The organism is Rhodovulum sp. MB263 (genome assembly GCF_002073975.1).
Taxonomy (GTDB): domain Bacteria; phylum Pseudomonadota; class Alphaproteobacteria; order Rhodobacterales; family Rhodobacteraceae; genus Rhodovulum.
In genome coordinates this window covers 853,898-869,694 of record NZ_CP020384.1, presented here as the reverse complement: position 1 = coordinate 869,694, position 15,797 = coordinate 853,898, and the positions used below count along the sequence as shown (strand labels likewise).

Here is a 15,797-nt window from a genome sequence, read left to right as displayed (position 1 = left end):
CCTGAAAGGTTCCCTTCAGTTGGGAGCCCGGAAGCAAATGCGTCAAGGTCAAGCCTGTCATATAGGCGCTTCGCGCCAAGCTGGCGACGCGGGATGTTCAAGCTGCGCAGTGTGCTGGTGCTGACCCCGAGATAGTGCGCTGCTTCAGGTGCGGGAAGTAGTCGCGGGGCGAACTGAATATCACGCGTGCGCATCTGGCATTCCGCCCCACGCCTCGCCATCGACCTTTCCTTCTTTCATGGCGCTGTCGACCAGCTCGGCGATAGCGTCGCGGAACGCCTTGTCGGCGGGGTCTTCGACCGGCCTCGGAAAGGCGTCCGAGGCCCGGCAGATACCGCCGCCGCATCCCTGCCCCTCGGTCACCAGCTCGCCGCAGGCGGGGCAGATCCGGGGCTCTGCTGGCGGTTGCCCGGCCTGCGGATCGCCCAGCAGAAGCCGCTCCGCGCGGCGCGGATCATCGGCCAGGCGCAGCCGCCAGCAGAGCTTGACGGCCGCCATCACGCCCGCGCGGTAGCGCAGATCCTCGCCGAGCTCGGCCTCGATCAGCTCGAGCCCCCAGCGCAGCGCGCGCTCGATATCGGGTGCCCAGCTGCCGCCCAGAAGCGAGCTGCGGATCAGGTCGCGGCCGAAGAGCCGGATCATGTCCTTGCCGTCCCGGCGGATCGTCAGCCGGGCCTCGGCCGGGCTCGTCTCGGCCTCGCAGCAGCCGAAGCTGCGGGTAAAAATCTCGGCCATCAGGCGGCCTCCTTTCCTGCTTGCCCGCCCCATTGCTCGGCCGCGGCGACGGCGAGGCCTTCGAAGGTGCGGGATCTGATCTTCCAGCGGTCGGGTCCGGGCGGGGCCCGATGGACCGCGCTCCAGCGCTTGTGCGCCTCGGTGCCGGGCGCGGGCGGGGTCAGCCGGTTGGTGGCGCTCAGCGGCGCGAGCCCGCGCAGGTAAAGCCCCGTGACCGACAGCCCCGAGGACATGATCGACGATGTCGCGCCGGGCCCCTATGCCTTCGGCGCGCGGGGCCGGAATGCGCGCGGCATCTGGTCGGACTGGGCCTGGGCGGGCGCGACGGCGGTGCAGGGCGAGAACGCCCCGCCGGGCGCGATCACCGGGCTCTCGGTGCAGGCCTCGGGTGGTGCCGTCGCCATGCTGCGCTGGGACCGGCATCCCTCGCTCGACGTGCGCCAGGGCGGCCGGATCGAGTTCCGCCATGCGGGCGCGCTCTCGGGCGCGACCTGGCAGAGCTCGACCGGGATCGGCAAGGCGGTCTCGGGCGGCGTGACCGAGGCGACCCTGCCGCTCAAATCCGGCACCTATCTCGCGCGCGCCCATGACGCGATGGGCACGCCCGGCCCGGTCTCGGGGATCGCGATCCGTGCCGCCTCGATCATCCCGACCACGACCGTCGTCACCCTGGCCGAGGCCCCGGACTTCGCGGGGGCGGCCGAGGGCTGCCGCGCGGCGGGGGGCGTGCTGGCGATGGCCCCGGGCCAGACCCGCGCGATCTACGCCTTCGCGGGCCGGATCGATCTGGGCAGGGTCCAGCCGGTGCGGCTGATCACCGATATCGAGCTCCTGATCTCGGAGGCCGAGGATCTGTTCTGGCAGCCCTCCGGCACGGCGATGTGGACGCCGCCCGACGCGCGGCTCTGGCAGGGTTCGACCGATGCCTATGGCGATGTCGACCTGCAGGTCTCGCTCACCGATGACGATCCGGCGGCCGATCCCGCCTGGGGGCCCTGGCAGAGCTTCGATGCCGCCGACTTCCCGGCCCGCGCCTTCCGCTTCCGCGCGATCCTGAGCGTCGAGAGCCCCGATTACACCATCGGCATCACGGGCCTTACCGTGACTGCCCTCCAGGCCGCATGAGGATGACATGAGCCAAGGCAGCTATCTGCTCGACAACACCCATACCAAGGCCCAGGCCTTCGCCATGCTGCAGGGCGCGCTTTCCGCGATCCAGAGCGGCAATGCCGGGGCCACCCCGCCCGCCGAGACCGCGGCCGGCATGCTCTGGGTCGACACCGCCACCCGCGCCCTGAAGATGCGCAACATCCCCAATAACGGCTGGATCACGCTCGGCAGCTTCGCCTCCGGCGGCTTTGTTCCGGCCGGGGTCCGGGAGCTGACCCTGGCCCAGGCCACCGACCCGACCGGCACCGAGTTCGGCGCGCTGTCGGGGGCGGTTCTCAGGGCCGCGGTCGAGGCCTTCGCCCCGCCGCAGATCCGCCCGCGCGTCTACAGCTATCACCTGAGCGACACCTCGGCGCCCACCGGGATCATGGATCTGACCGATGCCACCTGCGCCGTGATCCGCTTCACGATGAACCCGAACCGGCTCGGGGCGGACGAAGGGTTGCAAATCCGGCTGAGCGTCGATGGCGGCAGTTCCTGGAGCGCCTGGACCGAGATCGCCTATCATTCCTGGGTCAACGGCGCCTCGATGCAGGGGCAGGTCCATATCAGCTTCGACGATATCGAGGCCGCGTGGCGCCGGACCATGATGGTCTTCCACGGCAGCTCCACCGCGAGCTGGGGCCACGCGGTCTCGTCGGTCTCGGGCAGCATCGCCCTGGCCGGCCGTCCGACCGGCCTGCAACTCCGCCTCGGCCGGAACAGAAGGGGATCCTTCGCGGCCGGTACGGCCGAGATCTTCTCGGGGCCGACCGAGAGCTTCGTGATCGGCGACGATATCAGATGACCGCCGCGCGCTGTTCCCATCCGCCCTGTTCCCATCCGCCCTGTTCCCATCCGGCGGAGGCCCCATGCAGGAATTGACCACGCAGATCCGGGACTGGTGGGGGGTGATGCTCTCGCTGCTCGGGCTGGCCGTCTGGTCGGTCCGGCTCGAGGCCCGGGCGCGGACCAACACCGCCGCGCTCGACCGCGAGACCGCCCGGCTCGCCGAGGAGATCCGCGCCCTCGAGGCCCGCTGGCAGCGGCAGCGCGCCGAGGATCTCGCCGCCCGCCAGCGCGACCGCGAGGAGACCAACGCGCTGCTCCGCGAGCTTCGCGCCGACATCAAGACCGTCCTGCAGCGCGTCCCGCGCTGATCGCCCCTCATCCCCGACAGGAGTTTCCCCATGCACCTCGTGCCCCAGTGGCGCGCGCTGATCCGGCGTGCCTGGTCGATCCGTCTCATCCTGCTCGCGGGCCTGCTGTCAGGGCTCGAGGCCGGGCTCTCGCTGGCCTCGCCCGATCTGCTGGGCATCCCGCGCGGGCTCTTCGCCGGGCTCTCGGCGCTGGTCACCGCGGCCGCCTTCGCCGCCCGTCTGATCGCCCAGAGGATGGAGTGAGCCGATGCGCAGGATCCTGAAGCGCGGCGCCGCCGCCACCGCCCTCGCGCTCAGCTTCGTCGGCGGCAATGAGGGCCTGAAGACAGAGGCCTATCTCGACATCGTCGGCGTGCCGACCGTCTGCTTCGGCGAAACGCGCGGCGTCAATCTCGGCGACAGCTACACGCCCGCCCAGTGCCGAGCGATGTTCGCAGGAAGGCTCGCAGAGTTCGAGGCCGGGCTCGACCGGCTGATCGCCGATCCCGTCGAGACCCGCATCCCCGACCGGACCTATGTCGCGATCCTCGACTGGGCCTATAATGTGGGCCTCGGCGCGGCCGGGCGCTCGACGCTCATCCGCAAGCTCAACGCGGGCGACCTGCGCGGCGCCTGCAATGAGCTTCCGCGCTGGCGCTTCGCGGGCGGCAAGGGCGTGCGCGGCCTCGCGATCCGCCGCAACAAGGCCCGCCAGCTCTGCCATGAGGGGCTCGACGGGGTGCCGGCCGGGGCGCCGTTCCGCTGGTCGGGCGCATGAGGACGCTCCTCGCGGCGCTGCTGCTGGCAGGCTGCGGCGGCCTGCCGGTCCCGCTCGGGCCGCAGGTCGCCGCCAATGTCCAGGCCGGAGCCGAGAATGTGCAGGGCCAGAAGGTCGAGAATGCCCCTTCCATCGTCCGGCCGCGCGCCCGCGAGATCCGCCAGGAGCAATCCGAGAACCGCCTCCGCGCCGACCGCGTCGACACCGTCATCGTCAATGTCATCCCGCCCTGGATCGTCCTGGTCGCGCTGATCGGATGGATCGCCCCCTCGCCAGGCGAGATCGGGCGCCGGATCGGCGGGGCCATCAGGGGAAAACAGGCCAAGATAAGCTCTCAGTAGTCGTCGCAAAACCAATGGAGCAGCGTGGATGCGCCATCGTTCAAGGCATATGCTCGCTTGTCGCCAGCGCATCCTTCTTCACAACAGCCAGAACCCCACATCTCTATCGACGGGCAAACCGGAGCCCAGGACTTGGCAGCGACGTTCATGTCGAGTGCCCACCGTATACACCCGCAGGCTATCGCTGTCGGCGAGCCGCTCATCGATCCTTGAAACGATGCGTCTAAGCGCAGCATCTGATAACCTTGCTTCGAAGACCGAATACTGCACGCGCGTGGCTTCCGCCTCAAGCAATGCCGCGACTTGGCGCCTCACCCTGTCGCTGGATATGTCGTAAGTGATGATCCGAAACATTGCTGACCGTACCACGATGCTATGCCTCCATGAGGTATGGAACGAAATCCGAGGATGTGCCGCTGCGGATTGATCGGACAAGAAAACGGCACTGGAGAAGCATGAGGGCTCTCCACCCCATTTTGCCCTTTCGATCAGGGCGGTTCACTCGCCTGGCAACGACGGCCTCATATCCCTGGACCAGCGCCTGTCGCCCTTCGGTCGACAGGTCGATCTTGCCGACGTCAGTCTCGCAAAACATGTCGGCCGAAAGACGCCTCGCATTGAAGAGAAAGACCGCCAGACCCTCTGTGGTTGCAGCCCGGAACGGTTCCATCATGTCGAATACCAGGCCGTCATGTCGGTCACGTGATCCATGAAGGAATGCGAAGCCAGGATGCAGCCCGGCACCTTGAACTGCGGCACGTATGTCACGCTCCAGAATACCGGTTAAATAGTTGATCGCGGCATTGAGTGGGCTTCTGGCAGGACGTTCCCTCTTGAATGGAGCCCCGGCTCCGGCCAGGAGACCGATCGCACGCCAGTAATGCGCCGAGGATGCCCCCTCGAGGCCCATCGCCGCTTCGACGCTTCCGGCCGTTTCTAGCTTTCCCAGTTCGCGCTTCATCGCCTGAAGAGCCTCTTCCACCGGCGCCAGCCCTTGCCGCCGGTTGAGGCGAGAAAGCTGCGTACGTTGGTTCCGTATCCGGCTCTCGACAAGACTGCGGGCGATGCAGAGCCGGAAATCCTCTGTCAGTACAGCCTTCGCCTGCGCGAGGTGCAGCCCGCCTTTCCGGCTGAGGCGCGGTTCGACGGTGCCCCGTGTCTGGCCATACCCGTCGACCGCGGCCAGCGGCGTTCCGCTGTCCATCGCCAGAAGGACAGCACCATGATCGAAGCCAACGTCCGGGCCGACTTCGATCCGGCCAACCCGGTGTTGTCCGATCGCGATGAGTTCGGCGCCGTCCTCGCGCCGGACCGAAAAGCTGCGATTCCGAGTACCGAGACTGTGTTCGGGATCGAGTACATAAAGGACGCGATTTCCCTGGTCGAACCTGGACCCTTTCTCTTCGAGCAGGATCACTCCGTCGTCCGTCACTTCCGATTTCAGCGGCTTTGACGGCACCGCTGGCTTGGGTTCCGCCTTTTCTTGAACCGCGAGGCTCTTCAGGAAGAGATAGCCGATAAAGTTGAACCCTCTGTCGAAATTGACGATACGCGTGCCTTCCTCGTGCAGGCGCAGACGGTGATGCGACAGGATCTCGACGCAGTGGGCCAGGGCCTTTTCCGCCCGCCGTTGCGACTTGCAGAGGATGACGAAGTCGTCGGCAAAACGCACCAGTTTGACGCCGCTTTCCTCGATCTCCTCGTCCAGAGCATCAAGGTAGAGATTGGACAGCAGCGGTGACAGCGGCGAGCCCTGGACCAGGCCGACGCCTTCGGTTCCGAGGCCTTTGCCCTGGTGCGCCAGCAGCCGTTCCGTCAACGAAAGGACCGGCCCGGCTCCTGGGATACCGGCAATCAGCTCCTTCAGCTTTCCCATGAGGATGTCGTGGTCGATATTGTCGAAATAGCGGACGATGTCAGCCTCGATCACGAATTCATAGCCCCGACTTCGCCATTGCTCGATCCGGGCGACGGCCTTCGTCACGCCGCGGTTCGGTCGGTATGCGAAGGAGCATTCCTCGAAATGCGGCTCGAGGATTGGCACCAGCGCCGTGGCAATGCTGGTATGGACCACCCGGTCCCGGATGCTGGGAATCGCGAGAATGCGGTAGCCGGGTTTCTTTTTCGGAACGCTGACCTTGCGGTAAGGGCGCGGGACATATTCGCCGCTCAACAGGTCGGCGCGCAGCTGGTTCAGCCGGGCGAAAAGGTCCGAGCGGAACTCATGCCGCGTCACTCCATCCCCTCCGGCGGACCCTGCATTGGCATCGACGCGGGCCCATGCAGCGTTGAGGGCATCATAGCCGGTGATGCTGTCCCATAGGTCCGGGGCGGCATTTTGTATCGTTTCACCTCATAGTCCTGACGGCTCCGGTCCCCCGGCGGATTTGACCTGGGACCGGTTTCCCCCGCTGCTGACTGTCTCAGGCCGCTGTCAGAAAAGCGGTCATGCAGAACTTAGTAGGAGAAGATCGCCTCGCCAGAAGAGTCTCAGGCCGCTGTCAGAAAAGCGGTCATGCAGAACCAGGCTCCTGTAGGAGGCTGACAAGGCATGAATAATATGACATCGTTCCGAAGGAAATAGAAGACTCTGCGAATTTTTCGCCCGCGGAACCCGGAGTGCTTGACCACATCATGATATTTCCCCCTTAAAACAATGGCTTCATAGTTTTCTGAGGGCGATTCCGCATGCATGACGTCGTTTCAGGTGCCGATTGTGGTGAAGTTGAGCGTCTTTACCCATCTGGTGCTCTCTGGCATCGTCATTTCTTTCTCCCTCCAAGCTCAGGCCCGTCCTTGCCATCGCCGCAGGTCCATTTTTCACGAATCCAATATAGGGAGGCCCATCCATGGCCAAGCATCTTCGCCCGATCAGCGAGAGCTATACCGATTTCCGTGAACCCGAAAGAGACCGCCGCCTGGGGCGCGGGCTGCACCACGACCATGAAGGGGACCAGATCCGCCCGGCGGCACTTCCCGGCTACCTTTCTGCAAACCCGAAGGCGCTCTTGCGGCAGACGATTGCCGTTCTCGACAAGGTGGTCAAAAAGCGCAACCGGTTGAGCGCCATGCATCCCGAAGCCTATCGCGACAGGGTCTATCTGGCGGAGGCGCTGTGGATGCGCCTGATCGCGAGGATCAGGGAAGTCGAGAAAATCGATGAGGCAGAGATTTCCGAACTTCGCCGACTCTGGAATGCCAAATCGCATCCCTATGCCATGTATGAGGTTGTTCCCTCGGGACCGCTGAACGACAGGAACGGGCAGGCAATCCAGAAATACCGCGATGCCGATGGCCCCCAGGATCCGGTCATCGCGCGTACGGATTTCGAGGGCGTGTGGCATGGCCGGTTCTGGCAGGAGGAACCCGGGCGGGTGGATTACGGCGCCATCGCCGACCGGATCATCGCCCATCTCTTCGACCAGGAGGTCGTCATCGGTGGCGGGCCCAGGCGGATAGGTTCCGTTTCGGTGCCCAAGGGAGATCCGAACGGCACGCCCGGACCTGAGACGCGGCGCGGCCTGATCGTCGCGCGGGGCGAAGCCATCTCGAGAAGCGCCAGCGATCCACGAACGCCCTCAGGAAAGCTGCAGGCCCAGGCCACATGGACGACATGCGCCGAGGCCCGGTATTTCGGCGATGACGGCAAGGGCGGATCGGATATCGCAAAGGCGATCTTCGAGGAACTCGAAAAGCCGGAGAACCATGCGGGACCGATCTACCCGTCCTGGTTCGGCTCGCGCCTTTTCGACCATTTCGGCAGCTTCAAGAAAAGCCTGCCGCTGGAGAGAAAGGACCCATTCAAGGACCAGATCTGGGCGCTGCATAATGCCGTTCGGCAGTATTACCAGCGCCTCGCCAAGTCGGATCGTTTCCGCATTGCCCTCCGGAAGGCGCAGGCCGACGTGCCGGACAAAAGCGAACTTCTTTCGTTGCTTCCCAAGGACCGGCAGCATCTTCTTCTGGTCCTGGGGGGCAAGAAGAGGAATGCCGAAATGAGCGAGTTCATCCGGCTTGGCAAGCTCTTCGTTCATGCCAGCGATGCCCTTCATGATTTCAGGGAGGATGATCCCGCGGCATTGGAAGCATTCGAGAAGCGGATGACCTTTCTGGCAACCAGCATCGGCCAGAGCGAGATCAAGCAGATAGAGACCTTCGCCAGAACGTGGCGCAACGCCGTTGGCCTGACGCTTCGCACGTTGAAAGGGCTTGCAGATCCGAAGGGGAAAATGGGCAATGACGAGAACCGAGACCTCTGTACGAAGGATGTCATGAGAGAGGTCGTGGACGACGACTACGAGAAGTTCGATCAGGACCAATTCGAGCGGCACATTCCGATCATCTTCGGCGCCAAGTATCTGCCGGACGGCAAACGCCATCTTCCGGACGGCAAACGCCGTTCGCGTGCGTCGATCTTCACGGGCAACAGGGACAAGAGCCATCAGGCCGAGTTGCTCTGGGCGATGATGTGCGTCGTGCGTTCCGTTCGCAACCGGACGAACCATTTCAACGTGCGCCGGGCTCTTCTTAGATTGCTGGAAAACGGGATCGTCCATCCGATAGCGGGTGACCCCAGCAAGCAAAATGCCGACAGCCGAAACCTGCAACATGTGTCCCCTGCTGCTCTGGATGCGTTCAAAGAGCTGCTGAAGTTCGACCTTGCAATCCAGAAGGATGCGGTACGGACTGCCCTAAAGCAGGCCAAGGCCGACGAATTCGTCGAGATGGACAACCTCAAGCACCTGGTGGCGCATCTCTCCGGCACGGACGACATCACTGTCCTGAACATCCCGCGGTTCGCCGCCGTCATGGACAAGGTCCGCCGCCTTGCAGATAACAATGACGTCGATCTTGCACCTGGGCTTGTCACGCTTCAGAAGTCCCTCCCGCCGAAGGACGACCAGAAAGAGAGTGATGCGGCTCGATGCCGTTACCGGCTACTTCTCGAACTCTACCAGTCCGGCTTTCGCGGCTGGCTGTCTGGTATTCAGTCGGACGCCGAAAGGAACAGGGAACTTTGCCATTGGGCCGTCCTACAAGTCGGGCGCTCCAAGGATGCCAGGAAAACGAAATACGATGCACGGACGAAGCGGTATTATCGCTCGCCGATCTCGCTGATCGACGATCTTGGCCTCGATCGCTACGACGACATCTCGGCGCTTCTTGATGCGTTGGCCGCGCAATCGACCCGCGAGCAGGGGCAGGATCTGAGATACAGCCCTGACGCTCGGGTTCAGAGGCAGGGGGCGAACCGGATCGAGGAGTTCCGGCAGGAACTTTTCGCACATATCTTCGCCAGGTATCTTGCGGAACCCGGTCCCGAAGACCCTGATTTCGGTTGGATCGGCGAGATCGACACCAAGCGTGACTGCTGCGACCTCAGTGTGGCCCTGGACGGCTTCCAGCCTCCAGAACAGGCATTCCGTGCGGACTGGCACAGCCAGTTCTATGCCTGGCTCTACATGGTCCCGCCCATAGAGGCCTCACGCCTGCGCCACCAGATGCGCAAATCCGCGTCAATGGATGGCAAATGGTCCGAAACGCTTGAACTGTCCTGCGGCGAGCGCAAGGAACGCGACGAGCGGGCCCAGGGCATCCTTGCCGACATGGACCGCCTGTTCTCGCTTTACACCAAGGTTCAGGCCGCGGGCTTCAGCGGGCAGGAACACGAAGGAGCTTTGGAAGAAAAGGGACTGTTCTATCAGGACGCGTCCTTCTTCAAGGAAGTGTACCAAGAGGAAGGTACCGCCAATTATCACACGACCTTTCCCGGGACCCGCAGTGGGTTGCGTCAACTCGTCCGCTACGCCCATCTGCCGCCTCTGACGGGGATATTCGAAAAGCACAAGGTTACAGCGGGCGAGGTCAAAAGCTTCGCCGGGCTTCACAACGAAAAGCGCCGAGATCCGGACAAGATCAACTGCGTAAAACAGCGGGAAAGCTTTCGGGGGGAAATCCTGCAGTCGATCAAGGACATCCCGAAGCCCAAGGACAAAAGCTATAGTAAGTTCCTTTCGGATCTGGAAGAGAAATGTCGGAATTACCAGACAGTCGCGACCGCAGCCGCCATCCATAACTTCCAGGCGAACGGGGCGCGCCTCAACGATCACGTGCGCCTCCATCAGATCGTCATGCGTGTCTTGACCCGGTTAACTGACTATGCGCTTATCTGGGAACGCGACCGCCTGTTTGCGTTCGTCGGCATGCTGTACAAGGAAACAGGCGGAACCGGGCTCAAGCCCGCCTTTGGGCCCGGGATCAAAAGAAATGCCTCCCCGCAGATCGGCATCCTCGTGACGGCGCCGGACCTCTTGAGGAGGTCCAAAACAGAGCCAGGTCAGGTCTTCATCCCATATCTGGATCCCGAAACGGGCTTCGATGCGCCCCCGTTCGAAGAACGGTGTAAAATGTTGTCCGAGGACCATGCCCGGAAGTTTCAGCTTCATTTCATAGATGCAGGTGAGCGTCCAAGTGACCTGACGCTTCGTTCGAATGAAAAGCCGGGCGGTTACGACGCATGTAAGACCTTCAAGCGGGGCACGCGAAAGAAGACCATCCGGGACGATCTGGCGCATCACAACATTCTCGATCTTCCTGGAAGGCGCGGCTTGAATCTGACCTATGTGGTCAATGCGGTTCGCTCGCTGATGAGCTACGACCGGAAACTCAAAAACGCGGTCCCGAAATCGATCAAGCGGATCCTCGGCGAGGAAGGGCTGATCATCGAATGGCAGATGAAGGACGACCGGTTGAAGAAGCCGACGATCTATCCCGATGTGGAAACGCACCTGACCATGGTCCCGCCGCATATGATGTCCGCGCCCGTCAGCTTCACCCTGCCGAGGGCATCGGTGCGGCTGGTCTCGATGACGCGGGCCATGTTCGACTTCGGCGGGTCTGGCTACGGGGACGAGGTTGTCCTGGCGGGGAAGACGGTCAAACAAGCGGTCTATCCGGATGCGTTCACGGCCCGTTTTCCGCAGACGCCGGAGACCCTGAAAAAGGAGACGAGGCTTGTTTTTACCTCAGAAAAAGAGCAAATCTCCGATTGAGAAAGAAAAAATACGGAGATCACGCCAGTCAAGCCCGGAACCGAGGCTGAAAATGCGCCAGGACGGGATTTGCTTCAGATCGCCGCCGCCTTCCTTGTTGAAAAGCAAGGGGCTGCGGAGATCAGGTTCTGCATGACGGTCTTTCTGACGACCGCCTGAGACGCGACATTCCAAACATGGTTCGTTCCTTAACAGGTTCTGCATGACGGTCTTTCTGACGACCGCCTGAGACTCTTCCCCTTATAAAGTAACCGCTTTCCTGTTCTGCATGACGGTCTTTCTGACGACCGCCTGAGACCCGACTCACAGCCTTCGCGCTTATCACCAGCGCTGGAGGCCATTGGCCGTCCTTTCCGAAGCGGTCAGGTATTGACGGCCGAGGCCGGTCTTCGCAGCATCCGGAGAGCGCGCCTCAAGGGGACTGGAATATCATGCAGGCATTCGAGGATTTCCTTGCCGCGGTAGCGGGCGTCGATCTTTCCCCGGCCTTCGTTCAGGATGACCGGCCCGGCCTGATCGTCGACACACAGTCGGCGGCGGCGGGCATATCGCTTGTCAAGGCATCCGAGCGCAATGTTCTGGGCGTCCGTCAGTCCAGCGTGATCGCGATGGTCCTGAACGAGAACCTGCCGCTGCATGGCGCTGAACTGGCTCACTTCGCCTCTCTCGCGGACCTTGTCCGCGGCTGCTCGTGGAAGGTGGAGGATGCCAGCCCCGACAGTGTGACGGGGGTGCTGTTTCTCGCGGCAAGGCTGTCCGGGGTGTCTTTGCCCGATGCCGTGCGGGACCAGTGGCTGCCCGCGATTTCCGGTTGGGAAAGAACCGGTGTTGTCGACCGGCCGGAAGAACGATCCTGGCCAGCACTTGCTGCCGCACTGAGCCACAGCGTTCTGGGGGACCGCAGCGTCGGGGTGGTCCGCCATGGTTCGTTCTGCCGAGCCTGGCAGATGACGATGGGATTTGCGGTGGAAGCTCTTCGAGCTGGGTGGGATCCAGCCGAGATCCCCGTCTCTGCCGATGGTTCATACCTGGCCCAGGCCAGGGCTGCTCTGGAGGAAGAGCGGGCGCGGTACGAACGCAAGCTTTATGCCCAGCAGGTTCACCAGTTGAGCCTTCCCATGAAGGAGTGCGGGAGGCGTCGGCTTGTCGACGCCATCGTCACCAGCGAAAGCGAGTTCACCGGGTCTCTGAAAGTTTTCGCCCGCAATGATCGCACGCATGCCCCCCTGGGCCGCGGCTTCACCGTGCTGGTTATCGTTCGCCCGGGAATCAAGGAGACCGAGCCGGGAAACTGGGTCACCGTCTCGGTCGATACACGGGCGGGCGTGCATCTGCTTGACTTCTGGCGAGAGATAGAACGGATGGAGACGGCCGAATGGGACCGTCAGGCTGTCCGGCGGCCGCCGCGAACCAAGGATAGCCGCCTTCTCGTCGGTTTGCCCGAACACGAGCAGAAGTATCACCAGACATGGTATATTGCCCCAGGGCACAGCCTGGTCGCCTCGCCCCATGCCGTGTCCCGGATAGCGGGAAGCGCATCCGCCGGAGAACAGGTCCCAAGCCAGCTGAAGCTCGATGCGGTTCTCGAGGCACTTTTTCGGATCTACGATCCTTTCGCGCTCGTTCCGGTGACAGATCTTGAAGACGGCACCTTGAAGCGCTTGCCCGACGTGAAAACATCAAGGCGCACTGGCGGAAAGCATGTCCTGAGTGCCTGCTGGTCCAGGGAAGACCCGTTGCCGCATCCGGCGAGCCCCGCAAAGCTCTGCGGTCTGTTTCCGACTGCTGCGCGCGTCATGGGGGCTCGGACTTACGGCGTGTCGCCAGAGCGAGCGATGCAGGACGCACCCGATCTTGAGGATGTCGACCTCGTATCTTTTGGCCAGGGGATCGCGGTCTTGACAGATGGCGGCGTATTTCTGCTCGACTCGGGACGGAGACGCGCCGCTCGATTGGATGTCGCCGTTGAAATGGTTCGAACCCTTTCGGATCTGGCGGATCGTTTAGACAAGATGCAGGCTGAGGTCGCCAAGCGAGCTGAGGAACAGGCCAAGGAACTTGAGAGCCGTGCGCGCATTCGAACATGGCTGGCACATCAACGGTTCTGCACATGTCTGAACGCCGAACTGATCCGCATCCGCGGGAGCCTTGACCAACCACTCGAAACCAAGCTGGCCGGTCTGCAACCTCTCAGCGACGCCATCTCATTGAGATGGAATATCCGACCACGCCTGCGGGAGCTGACGAATGAAATCGAGGCGCTCCAACAGAACGGAAGGGCGGCAGAGGAACTTCGTGCATTTCGCGCCGGGAGGTGGGCTGCGGCGCTGGCTCTTGCTCTTGTCACGGCTGATGCATTGGCCGGTCGGGTTACGCATGCGCTCGAGGCTTCCACCTTCTCCTGGGTCTACTATGCGCTCGCCTATCTGGGCGATTGGCTTGAGGTGACTGTGTTCATGGCGATTTTTTGCGGGGCTGTAGCCCTCATTTTCCTGGCCAGCATTGGTCTACGCGGGACTCCGGCTCCGTCGGCAAACCGATAGTCGGCAGCGTTAACAGCTTGGTGCTCGAGCAAGGCAAGCTGCGCCCGACACCCGCGATTCTCTCTGGGTTCCGCTGCGATACACTTCGCGATGCAACTTATTGATCTCAAATGAGCGGTTACCTAGCGACGATACAGCCTAACTTACTGTTTTTCCGCAAGTAGTGAACGACCACGCAGGATCGCCCGGCGGCGGTCGCGTGCCTCGGCCCGGCCCTGCGGCGTGCTGATCGGGTCCAGCGCCTCGGCGGTGCGAAGAGGGCCGATCATGCCGCACCTCCCCGCGCCCAAAGGCGCTCGCTGGCGGTGGCGCGGCTGGCCGCTTCCTGGCCGCCGTGGATCAGATCGGCGGCCCGGTGATCCGGAACGCGGCCGGTTGTCTCGATCATGCGGCCCTCGGCCATCGTGACCGGGAGATAAGCGGTGCCGGGGCCGTCGCACCAGCGTTCGGCCGAGGCGGTGTCATGGACGATCCCGGCCGTTGTCCAGCCGGTGGCGGTGCGCTCGCAGATCAGGAACGCGCGGCGCGAGGGGAAGGAGGCGATGATCATCACCATTCCTTTTCGTCGCTGGGGTTTTCGCGATAGCCGAGAAGGTATTCCTCGACTTCTTCGGGGTCGGTCAGAGGCACCCGGACGCGCCCGAGCGGGTCGAGCCATTTTTCCGGCCGTGGGCACCGCCCGTAGTATCGATCCGCGTCCCCCCGGGCGTAAGGCGAGCCGCTGCCCCGGTTCGGAATGGCCGCCACGGCGGTGGAGGCGCGAAGGGGGGCGGTCATCACAGCACCTCCCGCAAGGACGCGAGGAAATGGAAGGCCGCAGCCATCAGCTCGAGCTGGGTCCCGGCGATGAACAGCGCGAGGGCGAAGCCGCGCCAGGTGGGGGTGGTGGATGTGTCGTGCATGGGGTGTCCCCTTGCTGTGATCAGTAAGGGTAATTTAATGTATGATAAATCATGCGTTAACACGCAATGGGGGAAATAACCTACACCCCAACCTGCCGCCGGCCCTGAGGTTGCGTCATCCCCACCTCATCAGCGGAAGGCTGGTGGCATGAAAAATCCCGCGCGAGGCGGAGCCGGGATGGTCGCGGAGTGCGGCTTTCTGCGTGGTAGCGCCTTGCCGTTGGCCTGTGGGAGAGACAGACACAGATGGAGCGACCAGAATGGCACGCCCAACTTCTCTCCGCTGATCTTGAGGTCAAGATGAACCGCACTCTTGCTGCTTTTGCACTTCTCTCCGCTGGCGTTTTGTCGGCCTGCCAAACCACGCAAGTTGGCGACGACGGGGGCAGTTCGAGCAAGTACTCGCGCGTTGTCGCAAGGGATCTTCAAGGGGGCTTCATGCCCAACGAAACCTTGGAGTTCTGGCCCGCAGTCGTTCCGGAGGAGTCGGTGTCAGCCGCAAGAGTGGGCGTCGATCCCGTATCCGGAGGACAATATACCTATTTTAGCGGGGGCAAGTCTGAGCTCCTGCTTCCTAGTGGTGAAACGTGGATCCTTGGCTGCCGCACAGACACCATCCGCGGAACAACACTTTGCAACATGAACTTCGAACCAATGGATCAGGGCTTGATCATGAACGTGTCCACCTCGGGGGCGGTTCGCTCAATTTGCGTGGGGGGGCACGACTTCCCGGGGCGCAGGGCGTTGGTTCGGATCGATCAACACCCGGCGATTTCATCGGACCGCAACGGCTGCTTCCATGGAGGATCGGCGCAACGCGTTGCCTCTCAACTCAACGGGGCTCAGGTCCTGCAGACCGAGGCGGTGAAGTGGCCATATGACTCCGGAATTCAGCGCCAGTTTGCCCTCAGCGGAAGTTATCCTACCGCCAAGAGGCTTTTTCGCTACGCGCTCAACGCAGACAGCACCCTTTTCGCCAGCCCTGGCGAATAGGTTAGGGGCCGTGACCAAAGAAGAAGAATCCCCAGCTCTGCGGTCGGACCGGACTGGCGCCAGGGCGGCATAACGCTTGAGTGTCTGCCGCCGCCCACTTGGGCGCTCGCTGCGGATAGCGGCCATTCGTCACCCTCTGTCTTCACCAGTTGACGAATCGTAGAA

General features: G+C 62.9%; 17 protein-coding genes and 1 pseudogene. 9 read left to right on the top strand and 9 right to left on the bottom strand.

The window, feature by feature from the left end; genetic code table 11:
* Positions 1-180: 180 nt before the first annotated feature.
* Both B5V46_RS04170 and B5V46_RS04165 read right to left on the bottom strand, forming a co-directional pair.
* Positions 181-735 carry a hypothetical protein gene (locus tag B5V46_RS04170; protein ID WP_080615435.1) on the bottom strand — a complete coding sequence of 185 codons (555 nt, stop codon included), beginning with the start codon at positions 733-735 and terminating at the stop codon, positions 181-183.
* A pseudogene (locus B5V46_RS04165) lies at positions 735-947 on the bottom strand (hypothetical protein); the annotation flags it as partial. The gene B5V46_RS04170 and the pseudogene B5V46_RS04165, both read right to left, overlap by 1 nt.
* Between B5V46_RS04165 and B5V46_RS04160 the strand changes: the two are divergent.
* The 6 genes from B5V46_RS04160 (at position 946) to B5V46_RS04135 (ending at position 4,142) form a co-directional block, all read left to right on the top strand.
* Complete coding sequence (locus B5V46_RS04160) at positions 946-1,860, top strand: hypothetical protein (protein ID WP_196774332.1); 915 nt, start codon at positions 946-948, stop codon at positions 1,858-1,860. The pseudogene B5V46_RS04165 and the gene B5V46_RS04160 sit on opposite strands and share 2 nt — an antisense overlap.
* 7 nt (positions 1,861-1,867) lie before the next feature.
* Positions 1,868-2,692 (top strand): hypothetical protein, encoded by an 825-nt coding sequence (locus B5V46_RS04155; RefSeq protein ID WP_080615433.1) that lies wholly within the window; start codon positions 1,868-1,870, stop codon positions 2,690-2,692.
* A 64-nt stretch (positions 2,693-2,756) separates the two neighbouring features.
* Positions 2,757-3,044: a hypothetical protein gene (locus tag B5V46_RS04150; protein ID WP_075787864.1), complete on the top strand. Its 288-nt coding sequence runs from the start codon at positions 2,757-2,759 to the stop codon at positions 3,042-3,044.
* 30 nt (positions 3,045-3,074) lie between these two features.
* On the top strand, positions 3,075-3,287 hold the full coding sequence (locus B5V46_RS04145) for a hypothetical protein (RefSeq protein ID WP_080615432.1): 213 nt from the start codon (positions 3,075-3,077) through the stop codon (positions 3,285-3,287).
* A gap of 4 nt (positions 3,288-3,291) precedes the next feature.
* On the top strand, positions 3,292-3,801 hold the full coding sequence (locus B5V46_RS04140) for a lysozyme (protein ID WP_080615431.1): 510 nt from the start codon (positions 3,292-3,294) through the stop codon (positions 3,799-3,801).
* Positions 3,798-4,142: a bacteriophage spanin2 family protein gene (locus B5V46_RS04135; RefSeq protein WP_080615430.1), complete on the top strand. Its 345-nt coding sequence runs from the start codon at positions 3,798-3,800 to the stop codon at positions 4,140-4,142. Before B5V46_RS04140 ends, B5V46_RS04135 begins: the two co-directional genes overlap by 4 nt.
* A 78-nt stretch (positions 4,143-4,220) precedes the next feature.
* Here the strand turns inward: B5V46_RS04135 and cas2 are convergent, their stop codons facing one another.
* Complete coding sequence (gene cas2 / locus B5V46_RS04130) at positions 4,221-4,496, bottom strand: CRISPR-associated endonuclease Cas2 (protein ID WP_080615429.1); 276 nt, start codon at positions 4,494-4,496, stop codon at positions 4,221-4,223.
* Positions 4,497-4,515: 19 nt separating this feature from the next.
* Positions 4,516-6,378, bottom strand: a complete 1,863-nt coding sequence (cas1, locus tag B5V46_RS04125; RefSeq protein WP_080615428.1) for a CRISPR-associated endonuclease Cas1 — start codon at positions 6,376-6,378, stop codon at positions 4,516-4,518.
* A 613-nt stretch (positions 6,379-6,991) separates the two neighbouring features.
* On the opposite strand from cas1, the gene cas13a reads away from it, so the two are divergent.
* Positions 6,992-11,194, top strand: a complete 4,203-nt coding sequence (cas13a, locus tag B5V46_RS04120) for a type VI-A CRISPR-associated RNA-guided ribonuclease Cas13a (protein WP_080615427.1) — start codon at positions 6,992-6,994, stop codon at positions 11,192-11,194.
* Here the strand turns inward: cas13a and B5V46_RS19595 are convergent.
* Entirely contained in the window at positions 11,168-11,398 is a 231-nt protein-coding gene (locus B5V46_RS19595) for a hypothetical protein (RefSeq protein WP_155773935.1), read from the bottom strand. The genes cas13a and B5V46_RS19595 overlap by 27 nt on opposite strands.
* 227 nt (positions 11,399-11,625) lie before the next feature.
* Here B5V46_RS19595 and B5V46_RS04115 point away from each other — a divergent pair, with 227 nt between their 5' ends.
* Complete coding sequence (locus tag B5V46_RS04115) at positions 11,626-13,737, top strand: hypothetical protein (protein ID WP_080615426.1); 2,112 nt, start codon at positions 11,626-11,628, stop codon at positions 13,735-13,737.
* 143 nt (positions 13,738-13,880) lie between these two features.
* Here the strand turns inward: B5V46_RS04115 and B5V46_RS20645 are convergent, their stop codons facing one another.
* From B5V46_RS20645 to B5V46_RS20640, 4 genes are read right to left on the bottom strand one after another with little or no spacing between them, the layout of a single operon-like run.
* The gene (locus tag B5V46_RS20645) at positions 13,881-14,006 is read right to left on the bottom strand and encodes a hypothetical protein (protein WP_255377952.1); all 126 of its coding nucleotides are present in this window, start codon (positions 14,004-14,006) and stop codon (positions 13,881-13,883) included.
* On the bottom strand, positions 14,003-14,287 hold the full coding sequence (locus B5V46_RS04110) for a hypothetical protein (protein WP_080615425.1): 285 nt from the start codon (positions 14,285-14,287) through the stop codon (positions 14,003-14,005). Before B5V46_RS04110 ends, B5V46_RS20645 begins: the two co-directional genes overlap by 4 nt.
* Complete coding sequence (locus B5V46_RS04105; protein WP_080615424.1) at positions 14,287-14,514, bottom strand: hypothetical protein; 228 nt, start codon at positions 14,512-14,514, stop codon at positions 14,287-14,289. Before B5V46_RS04105 ends, B5V46_RS04110 begins: the two co-directional genes overlap by 1 nt.
* Positions 14,514-14,639 (bottom strand): hypothetical protein, encoded by a 126-nt coding sequence (locus B5V46_RS20640; RefSeq protein ID WP_255377950.1) that lies wholly within the window; start codon positions 14,637-14,639, stop codon positions 14,514-14,516. The genes B5V46_RS04105 and B5V46_RS20640 overlap by 1 nt, the downstream gene beginning before the upstream one ends.
* A 300-nt stretch (positions 14,640-14,939) precedes the next feature.
* On the opposite strand from B5V46_RS20640, the gene B5V46_RS19590 reads away from it, so the two are divergent.
* Complete coding sequence (locus tag B5V46_RS19590; RefSeq protein WP_155773934.1) at positions 14,940-15,632, top strand: hypothetical protein; 693 nt, start codon at positions 14,940-14,942, stop codon at positions 15,630-15,632.
* Positions 15,633-15,797: the final 165 nt, after the last annotated feature.